Below are 22131 nucleotides of genomic sequence, written 5' to 3'. Positions count from 1 at the left end.
TGAGCCGATGACGGGCGCCGGGCCACGACACGGGCCGGACGGAGGGCACGGCCCCGACGACGCCGCGACACCGCAGGACGCGTCGGCGCCGGGGAAGGCCGCGGCGCCGGAAGGCGTGCCGGTACCGGAAGGCGTGCCGGTACCGGGGGAGGCGTCGGCGCCGGAAGGTGTGCCGGGAGCGTCGGAGCACGCGTCGGTCGCCGCCGACGGCGCCGGGCTCTACCCCGCGTTCGTGGCGCGGCTGCGCGAGGCCGGGCTCGATCCCGACGTCGAGCAGCTCCGCGACGCCTTCTGGCTGGCCCGGTGGGCCCGGCACCCGGACGCGCCACCGGTCGACGACCTCACGGAGGGGGACGTTCCGCTCGTTCGCCTCCCGCCGGAGGGGACGGCCGGGCCGTCCGTACGCCCCGGGCCCGACGCCGTGGAACCACCGGGCACCACCGGGCCGGACGCCGGGACGGAGGACGAACCGGACGACGGGGACCGGGCGCGGGAGGACCGGGCGGACGCCGACCGGCGAATCACCCTCCACCCCGTACCGCGCACCGGAGCCCCCGCCGCCGGGCCCGGCACCCCGCCGGAGACCGGCCGGGCGGGTGCGGGAAGAGGCGGTGCGCGGGCCCTCACGTTCGGGGTGCCCGCCGCGCCGGCCCTCCCCGCACCGCTGCGGCTCCAGCGCGCGATGCGCCCGTTGCAGCGCTACCGCCCGGCCGCCCCGCCGCTGCGCCGCGTCCTCGACGAGGTGGCGACCGCGGAGCGCAGCGCCCGGGCCGGCGGACTGGTCATGCCGGTCTTCCGGGGCGAGTCCCGGCGCGAAGCGGTTCTCCAGTGCGTCATGGACGCCTCGTCCTCGATGCTGGTGTGGGACCGGATGTTCGGTGAACTCCAGCAGATATTCGCCCAGTTGGGTGCCTTCAGGGATGTCCAGGTCCGCTATCTGCACCAGGGGCCGGACGGCGCGGCCGCGGTGAGCCGCAGCCCCGACCCGGGCGCCGCGCCGCTCAGCTCGGCGGACCGGCTGAGCGATCCGACCGGGCGCCGCGTCACCGTCCTGGTCAGCGACTGCGCCGGTCCGCTCTGGCACGGCGGACGGGCCCACCGGCTGCTGCACCACCTGGCGGGACAGGCCCCGGCCGCCGTGCTCCAGCCGCTGCCGCAGCGGATGTGGAACCGGACCAGGCTGCCGGTCACCTACGGCTCGCTGTCCCGGGGCGACGGACCCGGCGGAGCCGCCGTCCTGAAGGTGGTGGAACATCCGGGCACCGGCCCCGCCGTGCACCCCGGTGCCCTCGCGGTCCCGGTGCTCCCGCCGGTGGAGGCCGCGCTGGCGGCCTGGGCGAGGCTGCTCTCCGGCAGCGGTGCGGGACACGTCTCCGGCGCGGTCGGCTGGGTGCGGGCCGACCAGCCGGCCGCAGCGGCGCAGCGCCCCGGCGGCGGCCTGTCCTCGCTCCAGCTGGTCAGCCGCTTCCGTTCGGCGGCCTCGCCGGTCGCCGGGCAACTGGCCGTCTATCTCGCGGCGGCGCCGCTGCACCTGCCGGTGATGCAACTGGTGCAGCGCACGATGCTGCCCCACTCCGGCCCCTCCGAACTGGCCGAGGTGCTGCTGAGCGGCCTGCTGACCCGGAGCAGGGGCGAGGACGGCGACGACGACGGGCAGTGGTTCGAGTTCGTGCCCGGTGTCCGGGAGTCGCTGCTCGGCCCGCTGGGGCGCGACGAGGCGCTGCTGGTGCTGAAGCACTGCTCGGAGTACATCGAGCAGCGGTTCGGGAAGGGCGGGCCGAACTTCCCCGCCCTGGCCTTCGCCCAGCTCGGCGAGGCCAGGCGCGGACCGTCGCGGTACGCCCGTCCCACGGGGACGGGAACCGCCGGGAACGGCGCACCCGAGGAGGAGACCGAGGAGGGCGGCGAGAACGGGGAGGGCGGTGCGTCACGGGTCCCGCACCCCTTCGCCGAGGTGGCGGTCCGCGTACTGGAGCGTTTCATGCCCCTGCCCGAACAGTTCGTGACACGCACCGGACGGAGCGGCTCCACGAGCGCCGTCCGGACCCCGAACGCCGCGGTGGACAGCGCCCGGAGCCTCCTGCGGAAGTTCGAGTCGGACAGCATGGTGCAGTACCTCATCGACGCCGTGCAGCTGCTGCGCGGCGCCGCCGAACGGGAGGGGGCTCAGGGCGCCGAACCCGGCCTGTGGGCGGAGTACTCCCGCTGCGTCCTGCGCCTGTGGGAGGTCCAGGGCGACGCGGAACTGCTCCGCGAGGCCGAGTACGCCGCCGAACGGGCCGCCGAGCACCCCGGCTCCGTACGCGAACGGGCCGTGCTCGCCAAGGTGCTGCACGCCGCGGCCGACGACCGGCGACTGCGCGGCGACCGGCGCGGCGCGGTGGAGCTGCTGCGGCGCGCCGACCGCGAGTACACGGCCGCCTGCGCGGCCCCCGGACTGGAACCCGCCGAGGCGCTCCGGCTCACCCTGGAACGGGTCCGGGCCCTGGAGGCGCAGTGGCGGCTCGACGGCGACACCGCCCTGCTGCAGGCGGCGTGCGGGATGCTGGAGGCGTTCGCCGACGTCTGGCCCGACCAGGAGAACCGGCCCGCGTCCCTCCCCCTGGCCCACGGCAGGACCCTGCTGAAACTGGCCGGTGCCACCGCCGACGTCGAACAGTCCCGGGTGTACGCCGGGCAGGCGGCCCGCTCCCTGCGCACCGCGTTCGAGCAGGGCGGCCGGTACACCATGGGCACCGAGGTGCGCATCCTGCTGGACCTGGTGGACGCCCTGCTCGGCTCCGGCGAGGAGCCGGACGAGGCCGCGACCCTGATCGAGCAGGCCCTGGAGACCGTGCGCGACCAGCGGCTGCGCGCCTCACTGCGGATCAGGGCCGGACGGGTCCGCGTCGCACGGTACGAGCACACCGGTGAGCCGGACGAACTCGTGGCGGCGGCCGACTGGTTCGCACGGGCCGCCCGGGGCGTCCCGCGCGACTCGCAGGCCCACGCCGACCTGCTCGCCGAATGGGGCGGCACCCTGTTGCGCCGGGCCCGGCTGCCCGACGGCGGGCCGCACGTCGGCGCCGCGATCCGGGTGCTGCGCGACTGCCGCACGGAGACGGCGGCGGGCAGCGCGCACCAGGCCGAGCGGCTGCTGATGCTGGGCAGGGCGCTGATGCTGCGGCACCGGGCCACCGAGGACCGGGTCGATCTGAGGGAGGCCGAGCACCTCTTCGGCCTCGCGGCCCAGGAGGCGGTCGACCCGCTGACCGAGGCGCGCTGCTGGCTGGAACTGGGCCGCGCCCACCTCGACGCCTCCCGGGTGCTGCGGCGCCCCGCCCGGCTCGACGACGCGGCCGAGGCGTTCCGGGGCGCGGCGGAGGCGGCGGGCGTGGCGGAGGAGGACCCGGACGCACCGCAACAGGCGCGCCGGGCCGTCGAGTTGCAGGCCACGGCCCACCACTGGCGGGGCGTGACGTACGAGCGGGCGGAACGCCCCCGGGCGGCCCGTACGGCGTACTGGGCCGCCCGGCGGGAGTGGAACAAACTGCCGGACGGCGGCGGCGCCGCGGGCGAATCGACCGCCGAACGGCTGGCGGAACTGGAACGCTGAGCGGCGGCGGACCGGAGGGGCGGAGGGACGACGGGGCGGTGCGGGGCCGCCCTCGTACGGGGTCGCGCGCCCGGCGCCGTCGGGCCGTGCGTCCCACAAGGCGTAGCCCCGGCCCTGCGGGGCATCCGTACAGTGGCGGCCCGTACGGGGACGGGGCCCGTGCCGGTGCACGGACTCCGGGTCACGGGCCGCGGGTCCACAGGTTCGCAGGTCGAGGACATGGGTCCGGCCAGGCGCGTTCGAGGGCGAGCGCGCCGGGGCGGGCACGAGCGGTGCTTACGGGGAGGCGTGATGAGCGAGACGGTGCACAGGAACATCCCGGACGGCGGGCCGACCGGCGGGCCGGACGCGCTGCCGGACCTGCTGGGGCTCGACCTGGAGTCGCTGCGGACACTGGACCATCCGGTGCTCGCCGAGGTGGTCGCGGACCTGCGCGGGCGGGCCGAGCAGCCGCGGGAGATGCTGTGGGGATTCACCAACGCGTTCTGACCCCCGCCGCTTCTGGCCCCGGCGCCCCGGCGCCCGCCTCCGCACCCCGGCACCGGAAGAAAGGTGCCGGGGCCACACGATTTCGGTCCGGGGGCCGGTTGAACAGGACATCGTGAAGCGGGACGGGTTTGCCCGCCCGGCAGGCCAGGGATACTCGCCTCGGGACGGCAACGGGGGCCGTACCGGCGAATGTGAACGGCGCGGGGGTGCGGGAGTGTCTCGACAGGCGACGCCGAAACCGCCCCCGTGCGCCGGGAACGACCGGATCCGGCCCGCCTTCGGCCAGTTCATCGTCAAGGTGCACGGCCGCTGCAACCTCGCCTGCCGTTACTGCTACCTCTACGAGGGCCCCGACCGCACCTGGCGCGACCGCCCGGCCGCCGCCGCGCCCGCCGTCCTCGACCGCACCGCGCACCGCATCGCCGAACACGCGGCGGCCCACGGACTGCGCGACGTGGCACTCGTCCTGCACGGCGGCGAACCCCTCCTCGCGGGCGCCGGCCGGCTGGCCGCCTTCGCCGACCGGGTACGCGACCTGGCACCCGACGGCTGCACCGTCCACCCCACCCTCCAGACCAACGCCACCCTCCTCACCCGGGCCCGCACCGCCACGCTCGCCCGGCACGGCATACGCATCGGCATCAGCCTCGACGGCGGCCTGGCCGCCCACAACGCCCGGCGCACCGACCACGCGGGACGCCCCTCCTGGCCCGCCGCGTCACGCGGCGCCCGGCTCCTCGCCGACCACCACCCCGACGCCTACGCGGGCATCCTCACCGTCGTCGATCCCCGCAGCGACCCGATCGAGACGTACGAGTCGCTGCTCGACCTGCGCCCCCCGGCGATCGACCTGCTGCTGCCGCACGGCAACTGGACCAACCCGCCGCCCGGCCTCCCGCCCGCGGACGCGCCGCACGTAGGCCCCGGCCTCCCGCCCGCGGACACGTCACGCCCCGGCCCCGGTCGTCCCACCCCGTACGGCGACTGGCTCGTCACCGTCTTCGACCGCTGGTGGCGCACCGGCCGCCGGGAGACCCGGGTCCGGCTCTTCGAGGAGTGCGTCGCCCTGCTGCTGGGCCTGCCCGGCGCCACCGAGTCCCTCGGCCTCGACCCCGTCGACGCGATCGTGGTCGAGACGGACGGGACGATCGAACAGGTCGACTCCCTCAAGTCCGCCTACGACACGGCCGCGGCCACCGGGCTCGACGTCTTCCACCACACCTTCGACGACGCACTGCGCCACCCGGGCGTCGCCGCCCGTCTGACGGGCGCCGACGCGCTCGCCGCGGCCTGCCGCGCCTGCCCGCTGCTGACCGTCTGCGGGGGCGGCCACTACGCCCACCGCTACCGCGCAGAGAACGGCTTCGCCAACCCGTCCGTCTACTGCGCCGACCTCGAACGGCTGGTGCGTCACGTCGCCGCCCGGCTGTCCGACGCAACCGCAGGAGAACGCCGATGATCCCCCCACTCACGGACCACATGCTGCGCCGGCTCGGCCGAACCGAGGGCGACTCCCGCACCCTCGAAGTCCTCGTGCGCGACCAGGACACCCGCCGGCTCGTCCTGCTGCGGGCCCTGCTCGACGCGGCCGGGGCGGCCCCCGCCGCCGTCTGCCCGCCCCGGGCGCTCGACCGCCTCCGCGCGGACTGGGACCTGCTGGAGACGGCCGAACGCGCCGACCGGGCCGCGGTGCGCACCGTCCTGTTGCACCCGCTCACCGGGCCCTGGGCCCAACGCTGCCTGCGCGGCCTCTCCGCCCCCGCCGCGGTCACCCGCTCCGACGCCGTCCCCGACCCCGAACTCCGCGCCGATCTCGACCACTTGAGCGCCCTGGCGGCCGCTGCCGCGATCCGTGCCGGAATCCCGTTCACGGCCCGGCTCACCGCACACGACGGACTCCTCCCGCTGCCCACCCTGGGCGCCCTGCGCACGGCGTCCCGAACCTCCGTGGCCGTCGATGTCGCCTTCCGGGCCGGTGAACTGACGATGCGTGAGGACGACGCCGCCGTACCACCCCTCGTCGCACACCCGCAGCCGGACGGCACGACCGGATCGGCCGACCCGCGCTGGCTGCCGGTGCTCGCCCTGCCCGCCGCGCGGCACGGCATCGGCCCCGTGCCCCTGGACGACGTCGACCCTTACCGCACCGACGGCCGCGGACTCCAGCGCCACGGGCTGAGCGTCGCCACCCACATCGACGACCACGAACGCAAGTCCTGGGCCGAGTCCTGGGCCGGAGTGGCACCCCTGCTCGCCATCGGCGGCGAACACCGCCTCACCGAAGCGGCGCTCCTGCTGCGCTGCCTGGTCCCGCTCGGGCCGCCGCCCGGCTCCGGACCCGTCGGCGAGAGCGCGGCACACTGCAGCGGCACCAGGCGGGAGGCGTTCGGCGCCGTCCTCAGCAGCAAACCCGCCACCCCCGCCTACTTCGCCTCGACCCTCGTCCACGAACTCCAGCACACCAAACTGGCCGCGCTCTGCGCCCTCGTACCGCTGCACCACGAGGACGCCGAGCCCCGCCACTTCGCCCCCTGGCGATCCGACCCCCGGCCCTTCGACGGCCTCCTGCAGGGCGCCTACTCGCACATCGCGCTCGCCGACTACTGGCAGCGGTTCGCCCTCGGCGCCCGCCGCGTCACCCACCGGGACCTGGCCTGGGCCGAGCACGCCCGCTGCCGCGAACAGGTCGGAGCCGTACTGCCCGTACTGGCCGGCTCGGCGGCACTCACCCGGGAGGGCCGGGTGCTGGTCAACGAGATGATCGCGCTCTACCACCGTCTGGACGATTGTCCGCCCCCTGCGGGGCACCTCGCGCGCGCGGAGGCGTACGTGGCCACCGCCAAGGTGATATGGCAGCAGAGGAACGGACCGCGAAGGCCGTGAGGGACCCCGGGATCGTCCACCGGAGCGACCGTGCTCCGGTGTATGTTGACAAGGCTCGGATCGAGGCAGGGAGACGGTTGAATGCCCGGAACGCGTAAGCAAGTTGGAGCAACCGGGGCGCAAACCGTCACCATCAGTTTCGCCGGTTTCAACCGTGCCTGGGCGGCGTGGATCGGGGACCGGCTGGAGCGGCGCGGGGTGACGGTCGTCCAGCAGCGCTGGGACCCGCCGGTGGAGATGCCGCTGGAGGAGTCGCTGCGTGATCTGACGCTCTCCCGCGGCCGGGTCCTGGTGGTCCTCAGCGACTGGTACTTCCAGCTCGGCCCGCGCGGTCACGAGGAGTGGAACAGGGCGCTGCGCGAGGTCGTGGCCCCCGACCCCGACCGCTTCGCCGCCGTCTGCGTCACCACCTCCGCCCTGCCCGGCGCCACCTCGGCCCTCGGCGCGGCCGACCTGACCAACGTCGGCGCCGAGGAGGCCGAGCGCCGGCTCCTGGTCCGGCTGGGCCTGCCCACCGACCCGCTGCCCGAGGCGGCCGAGGCCCGGCCGGGGCCCCGGTACCCGGCCGACACCCCCGAGGTGTGGGGCGGGGTCCCGCGCCGCAACACCCGGTTCACCGGCCGCGACGAACTGCTCGCCACGACGTACGAGGCACTCCAGGACGCGGGCTCCGGCGCCGGGGTCGTGGCCCTGCACGGCATGTCCGGCGTGGGCAAGACCCAGCTGGCGGCGGAGTACGTCTACCGGTTCGGCTCCGAGTACGACGTCGTGTGGTGGGTGCCCGCCGACCGCCGCGCCCTCTACCGCCAGAAGCTCGCCGAACTCGCCCCCGAACTGGGCCTGTCCACCGGCGTCGAGTACGGGGAGCGGCTGCGGGCGGTGCGCGACGCGCTGCGCCGCGGCGAACCGCACTCCCACTGGCTCCTCGTCCTGGACGGCGCGGACGAGCCCGAGCACATCTGGGACCTGGTCCCCACCGGTCCGGGGCACGTGCTGATCACCTCCCGCAACCCGGAGTGGAGCGAGCACAACAGCAACCTCGTCGAGGTCCCGGTCTACGGACGCGACGAGTCGGTCGCCTTCATCCGCCGCCGCGCACCGCGCCTGACCCCGGACGAGGCCGACCAGCTCGCCGAGGCCCTCGAAGACCTCCCGCTGCTCCTCGACCAGACCGCGGGCTGGCTCAACGACTCCGACATGTCCGTCGAGGAGTACATCGAACTCCTAGAGGGCGGCATCGACCAGGACGTCGTCAAGGTCTCCGCCGACTTCCCGCTCGCCTTCCAGACCGCCTGGTCGATACTGCTGAACAAGCTCAAGGAGACCGTCCCGGAATCCGTCGACCTGCTGCGGCTGTGCAGCTTCTTCGCCCCCGGCTCCATCCCCGTGCGGCTGCTGCGGGAGATGCCCCCCGGCGACCTGCCGGAACAGCTCTCCGGCCTGATGAACGACCCGCTGCTGTGGAACAAGGCGATCGGCCAGCTCCGCCAGTACTCCGTGGTCCGCCTGGAGTCCCACGAGACGGCCGGCGAGGAGTCGTCGTCCGGCGAGTCGCTCTACATGCACCGCATGGTCCACCAGATCGTCGGCAAGGACATGCCGGAACGGGACCGCGACGAGTTCATCCACGTGGTCCGCAGGGCCCTCGCCGCCGCGGACCCCGGCCGCCCCCACGACACCCGGCTGTGGCCCTCCTACGCCGAGATCACCCCGCACCTGAAGTGGGCCGACGTACTGATGAGCACCGACCCGGCCGTGCACGGCCTGGTGCTCAACTGCCTGCGCTACATGTACCTCTCCGGCGAGTACCGGGCCGGCATCAAACTGGGCGAACGCGCGATGAGGGCCTGGCGGGAACTCCTCGGCGAGGACCACCCCCGGGTCTGGGACCTCAGCCACCACTACGCGAACCTGCTGCGGGCCGTCGGCGACTACGCCGGAACGGAGGCCATCGAGCGCGCCGCCGTCGACCACCTGCGCGACGAGCGCGGCGTACAGGACCTGGAACACCTGCGCGCCGCCGGCGGCCTCGCCGCCGACCTGCGGGGCCTGGGCCGGTACGACGAGGCGCTGGAGATGTCGACCTGGATCCTGGCGTCCTACCGCGAACTGCTGGGCGACCAGGACTCGCGCACGCTCAGCGCGCAGAACAACCTCGCCATGTCGCTCCGGCTGCTCGGCCGCTACGAGGAGTCCCTGGAGCTGAACCGGCGGACACTGGAGGCCCGGCGGCAGGTTCTGCGCCACCGGCACAGCTGGACGCTCTACTCCGAGATCCATTACGCCACCGACCTGCGGCTGCTCGGCCGGTACGGCGACGCCCTGTCGCTCCAGAACCAGAGCGTCCGGGTGCACCGCCTGGTCATGGGCCAGGACAACCCGCAGACCCTGCGCGCCGAGCACAACCTCGCGCTGTGCCAGTACCGTTCGGGGGAACGGTCCAAGGCCGCGTCCCTGTTCACCAGGGTCCTCGAACGGTGCGAGCGGGTGCTCGGCGAGAACGACCCGCTGACGATGATGTTCGCGGCCAGCCAGAGCTTCTTCGCCCGGGAACACGCCGACATCGACCAGGCACGGGCCATAAGCGAGAAGGTGGTCGACGGCTACGCGGACATGCTCGGCGAGGAGCACCCGTACGTGGCGGGAACCCGCGCCAACCACGCCCTGATCCTGCGCAACGTGGGCGAACGCGACCAGGCCCACGCTCTCCTGGAACAGGCGCTCGCCGACATGACGCGGGCCGTGGGCGAGCACCACCCCTGGACCCTGGGCTGCGCGATCAACGCCTCCGCGCTGCGCAACCTGGTGGGCGACCCGGAATCCGCGGCCGCGCTGACGGACGCCGTCGGCACGAGGGCCACCGAGGTCCTCGGCCGGCTCCACCCGCTGACCCTCTCCGCCCGGATCGCGCACGCCGCGGACCTGCGCGGCCTCCGCGAACGGCAGCGCGCGGACAAGGTCGAGACGGAGGCGCTGGAGGACCTGCGGGCGACCCTGGGCGACCAGCACGTCCACACCGTCTCGGCCCGCTCCCGCAACCGCCCGTACTGGGACTTCGAGCCGCAGATGATCTGATCCGGTTCGAGGAAAGCGGCTCAACAATTGAATGACCGTCAGTATCCTTGCTCAGCACGTTCGTTGAGATGGATCGGGGGAGCGAATGGCGGTCGTCGTCGGATCTGCGGCACCGGGGGAGGACGGCCCGATCCCGGTCGTCGTGGACGCCGAGGCCTTCGCGGCCGACCCGGAACCGGCCGGGGCGGACGAGTCCTTCTACAGCCCGGAGGAGACCCGGGGCGGCGCGGACGCCGCCCGGCGCGCCCTGAGCAGCGCCGGTGACCTGTACGGCGACGGGCTCGACCTGGCGCGGCGCTGCGCCGCCCAGGCGATGCGCAGACTCGGCGACCTGGGCGAGGGGATGCGCCCCGACGAGATCGAACTCCAGGTCGGGATCACCTTCGAGGCCGGCATGGCGGCCGTGGTGAAGGCCGGCGCCGAGGCGCAGATCCAGGTCACCTTCCGCTGGCAGCCCGGCGACGAGGGACGGGCCACCGCCGTGGCGACCCCCTCATGAGCGGGGCACCGCCCCCGCCCGCCACCCCGGCGGGCCGGATGCCGATCCTCCCGTACAGCCGGATCGTCGGGCAGACCGAACTCAAACTGGCCCTGGAACTCAACTTCGTCTCCCCGAGGATCGGCGGCGTGCTGATCGCCGGGCAGCGGGGCACCGCCAAATCCACCGTCGTCCGCGCCTTCGCCCTCATGTCCGGCGGCGAACTGCCCGTCACCCTCCCGATCAACGCGACCGACGACCGGGTCGTCGGCGGCTGGGAACTGGACGCGCTGATGCGGGGCGTGGCGAAGCCGCAGCCCGGACTGCTCGAAGAGGCCGACGGAAAAGGGCTGCTGTACATCGACGAGGTCAACCTGCTGGACGACCACCTCGTCAACATCATCCTGGACGTCGTGTCCACCGGCGTGCTGTCCATCCAGCGCGAGGGCATCGACGTGTCCAGACAGCTGTCGTTCGGACTCGTCGGCACCATGAACCCCGAGGAGGGCAGCCTGCGCGCCCAACTGCTCGACCGGTTCGGGCTGATGGTGGCGGCGTCCGAACTGGACCTCGACGAACGCCGGCGGATGATCACGACCGTGCTCGCCTTCGAGGAGGAGCTGGAGAACGAGGACTCCGCCTGGCTGCGCGCCGCACAGGAGGAGAACGACACCCTGCGCGCCGCGCTCCTGGCGGCCCGGGGCCGGCTCGGGGAGGTCGGGATCGACGAGGACATGAGCGGGCTCTGCGCCGAAGCGGCGCAACGGGTGGGCGCGGTCGGGCAGCGCGGCGACCTCCTCGTGGCGAAGACCGCCCGCGCACTGGCCGCACGGGACGGGGCCCCACGGGTCGGACCGGACCACGTCCGCCGGGTGCTGCCGCTCGCCCTGCGCCATCGCAGACCGGACTCCGCCCACGGCGCCGCCCTCGTCTGGGGGCCGGACGAGGACGACCGCGTCGCCGACCTCTTCGACTGAGCCGCCGATGCCCGCACCCGTGCCCCGGCCCTCGCCCGCCGCGGATCCCGACGGACCGCCCCGGCGGCTGCTCACCGCACTGGCCTGCGCCGCCGTCGAACCGGGACTGTCCGGGGTGCTGCTGTTCGACCTCCCCGACACGCGTCTCGCGGCCGTCGCCGCCGCGTTCGACCGGCTGCTCGCCGGACCCGCCGGCCCGCCGGTGCCCCGCACCACCCTCACCGCGGCCACCACGGACGAGGAGCTGTGGTTACGGCCCCGGGTGCGCCGCGGCCCGCACGGCATCGACTTCGCCCTGGACCCCGGACCGCTCACCGAACCGGTGCCAGGACCCTCCCTCGTCGTCGTCCCCGACCTCGCCAGGCTCAGCGTGCCGGGGAAACGGGCCGCCGTGCAGCTCCTCGGCGCCGACGTCGCCACCGTCGAACACGCCGGACTGAGCCGCCGCTGGCGGCCGGAGGCCCGCTGGCTGGCCGCCTGCCGCACCGAGGACGTCGAACGCGTCCCCTCGCACCTCCTGGACCGTTTCCCGCTCCGCCTCACCGTCCCGGAACTGCGCACCCGGCCGGGCGGCACCCCGCTCGGCCCTCTCCCCACCGGCTGGAGCACGGCCCTGGACCGGGCCCGCACCCACGGCTCCGGACCGCCCCTCCACCCCGACGCCGACTTCGCGTCCCGGGTGCTGGAACTCCTCGACGACCAGGACGGCACCGGGCAGCGCAGACCCCTCGCCCTGGCCCGGACCGCCCGAGCCCTGGCCCGCCTCGACGGCGCCGGACGGCTCACCGCCGGACACGCCGAAGCAGCCGCCCGCCTCGTCCGGCTGCGCGGCGCCCGCCACCCGTCCGTCGAACCCCCGCCCGAACCCGGCACCGCGGACACCGCCCGGAGCGCGCCCCGCATCCTCCCCGAACCCCGGCCCGGCACCGACCGGCACCCCGCACCCGGCACCCCCGTCCTGGAACCCGGGCCCGCCGAGCACATCGGTTCGGCCCGCGCGGCCGGTCCCTGGCCGCCCGACGACACCCCCTACCCGGAGGACGCCCCGGGACCGCCGCCGGAGGACACCGCCCTGCGCACCCCGGCCCGGCGCGCCACCGGCCCCCGGGCCGCACGCGGCCCCGTCGTCGGCGTGCGCCCCGCCCGGGACCTGTGGGACCTCGCACCCGTGCGCACGGCCATGGAGGCGGCCAAGTACCGGGCGGTGCGGGAGGGCGGCGACCGTCTGGTGATCCTCCCGCGCGACCTGCGCGGATACGTCCGGGCGCCGGAACCCGTCCGGATGCTCACCCTCGTCCTGGACCACACCTGCCGCGAGGACTGGGACTGGCACCCGGCGCTCGAACCGTTCCTGCAGTGGGCCTACGTCACCCGCGCCCCGGTGCACGTGGTCGAGATCGGCGGACGCGGGGCACCGAACGAGGTACGGGCCGAGTCCTTCACCGCGCCGTCCACCCGCTCCCCGCGCATCGCCGCCGCCCTCGCCCGGCCGCCCGGCCGGGCCACCCCGCTCGCCCACGGACTGGAACTGGCCGAACAGACCCTGCGCCGGGCCTTCCGGCACCACCGCGCCGGCCTGGTGGAGGCCCTGCTGGTCGTGGTGACCGACGGGCGCGGCAACGTCCCGCTCGCCGCGAGCCGCCTCGGCCGGGCCGGGCACGGCGCCGTGGGCCGCACCGGCATCGACGACGCGCTCGCCGCGGCCGGCCGGATCAGCGGCATGGACCGGACCCGGCTGCACGTACTGGTCGTCGACCCGGGCCGGCAGCCGTACCCGGAACTCCCGCACCTGCTGGCCGAGGCCCTCGACGGCAGGGTGGTCACGGGCAGGCCGGAACTCGAGGCGGCCGACCATGGGCGGTGAATCCGCGGGCCTGCGCCGCCTGTTGGAGAACTCCGTGGCCACCGGCCGGCGCCTGGCCAGGACCCCCGTACCCGCCGGGGTGCGCACCGGACTGCGCGAACGGCTCGGGCTCACGGAGGCCGACGCCGACAGCCGGCCGCCGCCGCACACCGCCCGGATCACGGTCGTCCCGCACCACGAGAGCCACGGCGGCTTCCCGGCGTTCGGGGTCAGCGCCTGGTGCGAAGGCATACCCCGACTCCCGTACACCACCGGACCCACCCAGCTGCGCCCCGCCGACATCGGCCTGGGCAACGCGCTGGGCGACGGCCCGGCCCCCTCCCAGCTGCTCCGCGACATCCGGCACTGGTCCCACAACCAGCGACGGCTCGCCGCCTGGATCAACCGCGCCCGCACGGTGCACGGCGACGACCTGCGGATCACCGTCCACGACGACACCGGCTACGAGATCCCCTGGGAGGCGTTCTGGCTGCCGGCCGACCCGGCGAACGGGCTGGGCGAAGGACTCCTCGGCGCCCTGGTCCCGGTCACCCGGTGGCTCACCATCCGCAGCGCCGACCTGGTGCTGCCCGAGGCGTCCGTGGCGGCCGCGGGCGATGTGCTCGGCTACTACTTCCACGACGCGCGCCCGGCCCGCCCGCACCGCGACGGAGTACGCCGCATCCACGACATGCGGGCCGACATGGCGGTCTTCCGGGGATACGCGCACCGCCCACATGTGACGATCGATGATTTCCTCGACGAACTCGACGCGTGTCCGACCGATCCCGTCGGCCTCGTCTACATGGCGGCCCACGGCACCTACGACGACCGGGTCGACGCGCTCACCCTCGCCGAGGTGACCTGGTCCGAGTACGACGACCGCCCGATGACGGTGCTCGACAAGGACCACTCGATGGTCTGCCTCAACGCCTGCCACTCGGCCAGATTCGTCCGCAACACCGGACTGGGGGAGACGGACCTGCGGGGTTTCACCGAACTCTTCCTCCGCAAGGGCGCCGGGGGCTGCGTCGTCGCGGCCGGACAGGTCGGCGACAGCGAGGCGCGCGAACTCATCCGGCAACTCGTCGACACCCTGGCGGCCGAACCCTGGCGACCGGTCGCCGACTCGCTGCGCCTGTTCCGGGCCCGCGCGCTGGACGAGTTCGGCCCCTTGACGAACCTGCCGCGCGCCCGGCACGAAGGACGGCTGAACGTGGACGGACAACGGCCCGTCCTGCGTCTGCTGTACAGCCTCATGTTCCAGTACTACGGGCATCCGCTCAGCACGCTCAGCCTGAGCGGACCGCGCCCCGGCGGGACGACGCACGGGGAGGGGAACGCACGGTGAACGGCGACGACCCGGCCCTGCTCATCGAACCCGTCGTCAGCCGGCCCCACGAGGCCGAGGCCGGCTGCGCCTACCTCGTCACCGTCGACCTGCGCGGTCCGCTCGGGCCGCGGGGCGAGGAGGACCCGGGGGCCTGGCCGTACCAGGACGAGGAACTGACCTTCACCGTCGCGCTGGACGGGGGCCGGCACTTCGTCTGCGAGGTGCTCGACGACCCCTCCCTCGTACTGCACCGCTACGGGGGAACGTACGGCCCGGCCCGGTTCGTCGTCACGGCGCGCCCGGTCATCGGGCCCGCCGAACTGTGGCTGACCATCACCAACCAGTGGGGGATGCCGGTCCGCAAGGCCGCCCTGCCCTGCCGGATCGTCCAGCCGGCGGAGGCCGGTTCGCAGCGGGCGGCCCCGGTCGCCGGATACGTACCCGACGGGCCGGCCGCACCCGAGCCGCACGGACCGGCCGCCACGGACACCGAGGCGCTCCCGGTCCCGGCCCCGGATCCGGTGCCGCGCACCGCACCGGGCCAGGTGGACCACGTCACGATCAGTTTCGCCGGTTTCAACCGTGCCTGGGCGGCGTGGATCGGGGACCGGCTGGAGCGGCGCGGGGTGACGGTCGTCCAGCAGCGCTGGGACCCGCCGGTGGAGACGCCGCTGGAGGAGTCGCTGCGGGATCTGACGCTCTCCCCGGGACTGGTCCTCACGGTCCTCGGGGACCAGTACTTCCGGCTGGGCGGGCACGGCCACGAGGAGTGGAACAGGGCGCTGCGCGAGGTCGTCGCCCCCGACCCCGACCGCTTCGCCGCCGTCCGCGTCACCGGGGCCGTGCTGCCCGCCGCCGCCGCGGCCCTCGGCGCGGCCGATCTCACCGGTGTCGGTGCCGAGGAGGCCGAGCGCCGGCTCCTGGTCCGGCTGGGCCTGCCCACCGACCCGCTGCCCGAGCCCGTCGGGGCCGGGCGGGGGCCCCGGTACCCGGCCGACACCCCGGAGGTGTGGGGCGGGGTCCCGCGCCGCAACACCCGGTTCACCGGCCGCGACGACCTGCTCGTCACGACGTACGGGACCCTGCACGAGGCCCGCCCCGGCGCCGGGGTCGTGACCCTGCACGGCATGTCGGGTGTGGGCAAGACCCAGCTGGCGGCGGAGTACGTCTACCGGTTCGGCTCCGAGTACGACGTCGTGTGGTGGGTGCCCGCCGACCGCCGGTCCCTCTACCGGCAGAAGCTGGCCGAGCTGGCACCCGTACTGGGCCTGTCCACGGGGGACGAGTACGGGGAGCGGCTGCGGGCGGTGCGCGACGCGCTGCGCCGCGGCGAACCGCACTCCCACTGGCTGCTGGTCCTGGACGGCGCGGACGAGCCCGAGCACATCTGGGACCTGGTCCCCACCGGCCCCGGACACGTGCTGATCACCTCCCGCGACCCGGGCTGGAGCGAGCACAACAGCAATCTCGTCGAGGTCCCGGTCTACGGACGTGACGAGTCGGTCGCCTTCATCCGCCGCCGCGCACCGCGCCTGACCCCGTACGACTCCGACCGGCTCGCCGAAGCACTGGAGGACCTCCCGCTGCTCCTCGACCAGACCGCGGGCTGGCTCAACGACTCCGACATGTCCGTGGAGGAGTACATCGAGCTGCTGCTGGAGGGCGGCATCGGCCAGGACGTCGTCAAGGTCTCCGCCGACTTCCCGCTCGCCTTCCGGACCGCCTGGTCGATCCTGTTGAACAAGCTCGAGGAGACGGCCCCGGAATCCGTCGGTCTGCTGCGGCTGTGCGGTTTCTTCGCCCCCGGCTCCATCCCGCTGGATCTGCTGCACCGGGTCGCCTGGGAGACCGTCGGCGGTCTGGAGGCGCTCGCGGACCCGGACGTGTTCGACCGTGCGGTCCAGCAGTTGCTGCGCTACTCGGTCGTCAGGCTGGAGGCAACGGCCCTCCCGGTCAGGGGAACGGCGGATCCGCCCGGGGCCCTCCACATCCACCGCATGGTCCACCGCATGGTGCGGGACGAACTGACGGCGGCCGACCGCGCGACCTGCGCCGCGGCGGCCCGCGGCGCGCTGGCCGCCGTCAGGAGGGGACGGCCCTCGGACGTACGGGCGTGGCCCGGATACGCCGCGCTCACCCCGCACCTGAAGTGGGCGGAGGTGCTGGAGAGCACCGAACCCGCGGTGCAGGACCTCGTCCTGGACTGCCTGCGTCACATGTACCTCTCCGGCGAGTACGGCAGCGGTGTCCGGCTCGCCGGACCGGCCATGGCCTCCTGGCGGACCCTGCTCGGCGCGACCCACCCCAGGATCTGGGACCTCGGCCACCACTACGCCAATCTGCTCCGGGCCCTGGGCAACTACACGACAAGCGCATGCGTGGAGCGCGAGGCGGCCGACTACCTCGGGGCCGAACGGGGCGAGCACGACCTGGCGCACCTGCGCGCCGCCGGTGGCCTCGCCGCCGACCTGCGGGGCCTGGGCCGGTACGACGAGGCGTTGCGGCTCTCCACCTCGATCCGGGACCGCTACCTCGACGTCCTCGGCCGACAGGACCACCGCACCCTGAACGCGGACAACAACCTCGCGGTGTCGCTGCGGCTGCTGGGCCGCTACGGCGAGGCGCTGGAACAGGACTGGCACACACTGGACCTGCGGCGTTCCGTGCTGGGCGGGCAGGCCCCCGCCACCTTGTACTCGGAACTGAACTGCGCCATCGACCTGCGGCTGCTCGGACACCACCGCGAGGCCGAGGAGATCCTGGAACAGACGGTCCGCGGGCACCTGGAGGCGATCGGCGCCAACAACCCGCAGACCCTGCGCGCCCGGCACAACCTCGGGCTGTGCCGGTACTCCGCAGGAGATGCGGTCGCCGCCCGGTCCGACCTCGCCCGGGTACGGCGGGACTGTCTGCGGCTCCTCGGCGAGCACCACCCGCTCACCCTGCTGATCACGGCGAGTACGGCCTGCGCGGAGCGGCGGGCGGGTGACCCGGACCGGGCGCTGACGCTGCACGAGCAGGTGGTGGCGGGATACCGGTCGATGCTGGGTCCCGAACACCCGTACACCATCGGGACGGAGGGGAATCTCGGGCTGATGCGCTGGGTGCTGGGGGAACTGGACACCGCCGGTCACGAGATCGAGCGGGCCCGCTCCCTGATGTCCCGTGCGGTGGACCCCGCGCACCCCTGGGCGCTCGGCTGCGCGTTCAACGCGATGCTCGTCCGGATGCGGAACGGACGGACCGACGGGGCGCACGAGCTGGGCCGGGCGAACGGCCCGCGGGCGACGGCCCTGTTGGGGGCGGACCACCCGCTCACCGCGGCCTACCGGAGAGCGACGGAGGAACCGGCGCGTGCCGGGCACCTGGAGTTCTGGGACTTCGAGCCCATGATCGTCTGAACGGTCCTGTCGCCGCGGTGCCGTCGGGGACGGGCCCGTTCCCGCGGCGTCCCATGCCGAGGGGCCCGCCCCCGCGATCGTCTCGCGGGAACGGGCCCCTTTTCGTGCGGCAGCGGGTCAGGCCTCGAAGACCTCGGCGACCAGCTGGGCCTGCTCGGCCTGGTGGCGCTTGGCCGAGCCGACCGCCGGGGACGAGCTGTGCGGGCGCGAGATGCGGCGCAGGCGCTCACCGTGCGGGACGTCGGCACCGACGGCCAGGTCCAGGTGGTCGATCAGGTTCAGGGCGATGAACGGCCAGGCGCCCTGGTTGGCCGGCTCCTCCTGGGTCCAGAGGTACTTCTCGGCGTTCGGGTACTTGGCGATCTCGGCCTGGATCTCGGCACCCGGCAGCGGGTACAGGCGCTCCAGACGGATGATCGCGGTGTCCGTGACGCCGCGCTTGGCGCGCTCGGCCTCCAGGTCGTAGTAGACCTTGCCGGCGCAGAAGACGACCTTGCGGACGTCGGCCGGGTTCACCGAGTCGTCGCCGATCACCGGGCGGAAGCCGCCGCTGGTGAACTCCTCCACCTTCGACGCGGCCGCCTTGAGGCGGAGCATCGACTTCGGGGTGAAGACGATCAGCGGCTTGTGGTGCGGGTTGTGCACCTGCCACCGCAGGAGGTGGAAGTAGTTCGACGGCAGGGTCGGCATGGCGACCGTCATGTTGTTCTGCGCGCACAGCGTGAGGAAGCGCTCCGGGCGGGCGGAGGAGTGGTCCGGGCCCTGGCCCTCGTAGCCGTGCGGCAGCAGCAGCGTGACGCCGGAGGTCTGGCCCCACTTCTGCTCGGCCGAGGAGATGAACTCGTCGACGACGGTCTGCGCGCCGTTGACGAAGTCACCGAACTGGGCCTCCCAGATGACCAGCGACTCGGGACGGGCCAGCGAGTAGCCGTACTCGAAGCCCATCGCCGCGTACTCGCTGAGCAGCGAGTCGTAGACGTTGTAACGGGCCTGGTCGTCGGAGAGGTAGAGCAGCGGGGTGTAGTCCTCGCCGGTCACCTGGTCGACGAGGACCGCGTGACGCTGGCCGAAGGTGCCGCGGCGGGAGTCCTGGCCGGCGAGCCGGACCGGGGTGCCCTCCATCAGCAGCGAACCGATGGCCAGGGTCTCGCCCATGCCCCAGTCGATCGTGCCGTTCTCCACCGAGGCCGCGCGACGCTGCATCTGCGGCATCAGACGGGGGTGGACGGTGATCCGGTCGGGGATGTTGACCTGGGACTCCGCGATGACCTTCACGACCTCCTGGGAGACCGCAGTGGTCACGGCGACCGGGAACTCCGGCTGGACCTCGGGGGCGTGCGCCGGGGCCGGCAGCGAGGTGGCCTCGCGGACCTCCGCGAAGACCTTCTCCAGCTGGCCCTGGAAGTCCTGGAGCGCCTGCTCGGCCTCTTCCAGCGTGATGTCGCCGCGACCGATGAGGGACTCGGTGTAGAGCTTGCGCACCGAGCGCTTCTTGTCGATCAGGGTGTACATCTGCGGGTTGGTGAACTCCGGGTTGTCGCCCTCGTTGTGACCGCGGCGGCGGTAGCAGATGAGGTCGATCACGACGTCCTTGTTGAACGCCTGCCGGAACTCGAAGGCCAGCCGGGCCACGCGGACGACGGCCTCGGGGTCGTCGCCGTTGACGTGGATGATCGGGGCCTCGATCATGCGCGCCACGTCGGTGGCGTACATCGAGGAGCGCGAGGACTCCGGGGCGGCGGTGAAGCCGACCTGGTTGTTGATCACCACGTGCACGGTGCCGCCGGTGCGGTAGCCGCGCAGCTGCGACATGTTGAGCGTCTCGGCGACGACGCCCTGGCCCGCGAAGGCCGCGTCGCCGTGGAGCGCGACGGGCAGGACGGTGAAGTCCGTGCCGCCCTTGTTGATGATGTCCTGCTTGGCGCGGGCGATGCCCTCCAGGACCGGGTCGACCGCCTCCAGGTGCGAGGGGTTGGCGGCCAGCGAGACCTTGATCTGCTCGCCGTCCAGACCGGTGAAGGTGCCCTCGGCGCCCAGGTGGTACTTCACGTCGCCGGAGCCGTGCATCGACCGGGGGTCGAGGTTGCCCTCGAACTCGCGGAAGATCTGGGCGTACGACTTGCCGACGATGTTCGCCAGCACGTTCAGCCGGCCGCGGTGGGCCATGCCGATGACGACCTCGTCGAGGCGGGCCTCGGCGGCGGAGTCGATGACCGCGTCGAGCAGCGGGATGACGGACTCGCCGCCCTCCAGCGAGAACCGCTTCTGGCCGACGTACTTGGTCTGCAGGAAGGTCTCGAACGCCTCGGCCGCGTTCAGCCGGCGCAGGATGCGCAGCTGCTCCTCGCGCTCGGGCTGCTGGGTGCGGGTGCGCTCCACCCGGTCCTGGATCCACTTGCGCTGCTTCGGGTCCTGGATGTGCATGAACTCGATGCCGGTGGTGCGGCAGTACGACTCGCGCAGCACGCCGAGGATGTCGCGGAGCTTCATCATCGACTTGCCGGCGAAGCCGCCGACGGCGAAGTCGCGCTCCAGGTCCCACAGGGTGAGGCCGTGCTCGGTGATGTCCAGGTCGGGGTGCTTGCGCTGGCGGTACTCCAGCGGGTCGGTGTCGGCCATGACGTGGCCGCGGACCCGGTAGGAGTGGATCAGCTCGAAGACCCGCGCGGCCTTGGTCACGTCGTTGTCGTGCGAGGCGTCGATGTCCGTCAGCCAGCGGACCGGCTCGTACGGGATGCGCAGCGACTTGAAGATCTCGTCGTAGAACTCGTTCTCGCCGAGCAGCAGCTGGGAGACGATCCGCAGGAACTCGCCGGAGGCGGCGCCCTGGATGACCCGGTGGTCGTACGTCGAGGTCAGCGTCATGACCTTGGAGATGCCCAGCTTGTTCAGGGTGTCCTGCGACGTGCCCTGGAACTCGGCCGGGTAGTCCATCGAGCCGACACCCATGATGACCGACTGACCGGGCATCAGACGGGGGACCGAGTGGACCGTGCCGAGACCGCCCGGGTTCGTCAGGGAGACGGTGACGCCCGAGAAGTCGTCCATCGTCAGCTTGCCGTTGCGGGCGCGGCGGACGATGTCCTCGTAGGCCTGCCAGAACTCGAAGAAGTTGAGCGTCTCGGCCTTCTTGATGCCGGCGACGACGAGCTGGCGGTCGCCGTTCGGCTTCACCAGGTCGATGGCCAGGCCGAAGTTCACGTGCTCGGGCTTGACCAGGGTCGGCTTGCCGTCCTTCATCGCGAAGGAGTGGTTCATCGCCGGCATGGCCTTGATGGCCTGCACCATCGCGTACCCGATGAGGTGCGTGAAGGAGATCTTCCCGCCCCGGGCGCGCTTGAGGTGGTTGTTGATGACGATGCGGTTGTCGAAGAGCAGCTTCACCGGGACGGCGCGGACGGACGTGGCCGTCGGCAGCTCCAGCGAGGCGTTCATGTTCTTCGCGACGGCGGCCGAGGGGCCGCGCAGCGTCACGTACTCGGGGCCCTCGGCGGCCTCGGTGGCCGGTGCGGCCTTGGCGGCGGGGGCGGCGGCCTTCGCGGCCGGGGCCGGCGCGGCCTTCGCCGGAGCGGCGGCCTGTGCGGGCGCCGGGGCCGGAGCCGCGGGAGCCGGGGTCTTCGCGGCCGGCGCGGGAGCCTGCGCCGGTGCGGGCTGTGCGGGAGCGGCCGGGGTCACCGGGGCCGCCGGGGCCGGGGCACCGGGAACGGGCTTGTCCGCCGTGCCGGACGCGCCCGGCTTGTAGTCGGCGAAGAAGTCCCACCAGGCGCGATCGACCGAATTGGGGTCCTGGAGGTACTGCTGGTAGATCTCGTCGACGAGCCACTCATTGGGCCCGAAAGCCGCGGCGGGGTTCGCACCCGTGCTGGCTTGGTCGGTCGAGATGCTCGAGTTACTGGGGGACTGAGACGACACGGCGGCAACCGCCCTCTTCCGCTTCACAAGGTGATGGACAGCGGAAATCAAGGCTACGCCTCCCGGGCCGTTACTTGCAGGCCGGGCCGGTCTTCGTCGCGCAAGTCACACCGGAAGGCGGGTTTCGGGGCAGGAAATGGCGGGA

At 73.5% G+C, this 22131-nt stretch carries 11 protein-coding genes; 10 read left to right on the top strand and 1 reads right to left on the bottom strand.

All coding sequences use genetic code 11. The features are described from left to right. Positions 1-7: 7 nt before the first annotated feature. From ABZZ04_RS05240 to fxsT (ABZZ04_RS05195), 10 genes are all read left to right on the top strand, one after another. Positions 8-3595, top strand: a complete 3588-nt coding sequence (locus tag ABZZ04_RS05240; RefSeq protein ID WP_356930829.1) for an SAV_2336 N-terminal domain-related protein — start codon at positions 8-10, stop codon at positions 3593-3595. 291 nt (positions 3596-3886) lie between these two features. Further along, positions 3887-4084, top strand: a complete 198-nt coding sequence (gene fxsA, locus ABZZ04_RS05235; RefSeq protein WP_356930828.1) for an FxSxx-COOH cyclophane-containing RiPP peptide — start codon at positions 3887-3889, stop codon at positions 4082-4084. Positions 4085-4349: 265 nt separating this feature from the next. Next, a complete protein-coding gene (locus ABZZ04_RS05230; protein WP_356930965.1) occupies positions 4350-5543 on the top strand; it encodes an FxsB family cyclophane-forming radical SAM/SPASM peptide maturase in 1194 nt (397 codons plus the stop codon). After that, positions 5540-6967 (top strand): HEXXH motif-containing putative peptide modification protein, encoded by a 1428-nt coding sequence (locus ABZZ04_RS05225; protein ID WP_356930827.1) that lies wholly within the window; start codon positions 5540-5542, stop codon positions 6965-6967. Before ABZZ04_RS05230 ends, ABZZ04_RS05225 begins: the two co-directional genes overlap by 4 nt. 81 nt (positions 6968-7048) lie before the next feature. After that, positions 7049-10042 (top strand): FxSxx-COOH system tetratricopeptide repeat protein, encoded by a 2994-nt coding sequence (gene fxsT, locus ABZZ04_RS05220; protein WP_356930826.1) that lies wholly within the window; start codon positions 7049-7051, stop codon positions 10040-10042. 85 nt (positions 10043-10127) lie between these two features. Then, positions 10128-10541 (top strand): CU044_2847 family protein, encoded by a 414-nt coding sequence (locus ABZZ04_RS05215; RefSeq protein WP_356930825.1) that lies wholly within the window; start codon positions 10128-10130, stop codon positions 10539-10541. Next, complete coding sequence (locus ABZZ04_RS05210; protein ID WP_356930824.1) at positions 10538-11497, top strand: AAA family ATPase; 960 nt, start codon at positions 10538-10540, stop codon at positions 11495-11497. The genes ABZZ04_RS05215 and ABZZ04_RS05210 overlap by 4 nt, the downstream gene beginning before the upstream one ends. 7 nt (positions 11498-11504) lie before the next feature. Beyond that, positions 11505-13361, top strand: a complete 1857-nt coding sequence (locus tag ABZZ04_RS05205) for a hypothetical protein (RefSeq protein WP_356930823.1) — start codon at positions 11505-11507, stop codon at positions 13359-13361. Further along, positions 13351-14691, top strand: coding sequence for a CHAT domain-containing protein (locus tag ABZZ04_RS05200; RefSeq protein WP_356930822.1), 1341 nt, complete (start codon positions 13351-13353; stop codon positions 14689-14691). Before ABZZ04_RS05205 ends, ABZZ04_RS05200 begins: the two co-directional genes overlap by 11 nt. Next, a complete protein-coding gene (fxsT, locus tag ABZZ04_RS05195) occupies positions 14688-18074 on the top strand; it encodes an FxSxx-COOH system tetratricopeptide repeat protein (protein ID WP_356930821.1) in 3387 nt (1128 codons plus the stop codon). The genes ABZZ04_RS05200 and fxsT (ABZZ04_RS05195) overlap by 4 nt, the downstream gene beginning before the upstream one ends. Before the next feature lie 117 nt (positions 18075-18191). On the opposite strand, the gene ABZZ04_RS05190 is transcribed toward fxsT (ABZZ04_RS05195), so the two are convergent. Then, positions 18192-21986, bottom strand: a complete 3795-nt coding sequence (locus ABZZ04_RS05190; protein ID WP_356930820.1) for a multifunctional oxoglutarate decarboxylase/oxoglutarate dehydrogenase thiamine pyrophosphate-binding subunit/dihydrolipoyllysine-residue succinyltransferase subunit — start codon at positions 21984-21986, stop codon at positions 18192-18194. Positions 21987-22131 lie beyond the last annotated feature (145 nt).

This window comes from Streptomyces sp. NPDC006435 (assembly GCF_040612315.1).
Classification (GTDB): Bacteria; Actinomycetota; Actinomycetes; order Streptomycetales; family Streptomycetaceae; genus Streptomyces.
This window is presented reverse-complemented; position numbering and strand designations above follow the sequence as displayed.

Coding starts and splice junctions, on each gene's coding strand:
- ABZZ04_RS05240 (WP_356930829.1), top strand. CDS start 8: ATGACGGGCGCCGGGCCACGACACGGGCCGGACGGAGGGCACGGCCCC.
- fxsA (WP_356930828.1), top strand. CDS start 3,887: ATGAGCGAGACGGTGCACAGGAACATCCCGGACGGCGGGCCGACCGGC.
- ABZZ04_RS05225 (WP_356930827.1), top strand. CDS start 5,540: ATGATCCCCCCACTCACGGACCACATGCTGCGCCGGCTCGGCCGAACC.
- fxsT (WP_356930826.1), top strand. CDS start 7,049: ATGCCCGGAACGCGTAAGCAAGTTGGAGCAACCGGGGCGCAAACCGTC.
- ABZZ04_RS05215 (WP_356930825.1), top strand. CDS start 10,128: ATGGCGGTCGTCGTCGGATCTGCGGCACCGGGGGAGGACGGCCCGATC.
- ABZZ04_RS05210 (WP_356930824.1), top strand. CDS start 10,538: ATGAGCGGGGCACCGCCCCCGCCCGCCACCCCGGCGGGCCGGATGCCG.
- ABZZ04_RS05205 (WP_356930823.1), top strand. CDS start 11,505: ATGCCCGCACCCGTGCCCCGGCCCTCGCCCGCCGCGGATCCCGACGGA.
- ABZZ04_RS05200 (WP_356930822.1), top strand. CDS start 13,351: ATGGGCGGTGAATCCGCGGGCCTGCGCCGCCTGTTGGAGAACTCCGTG.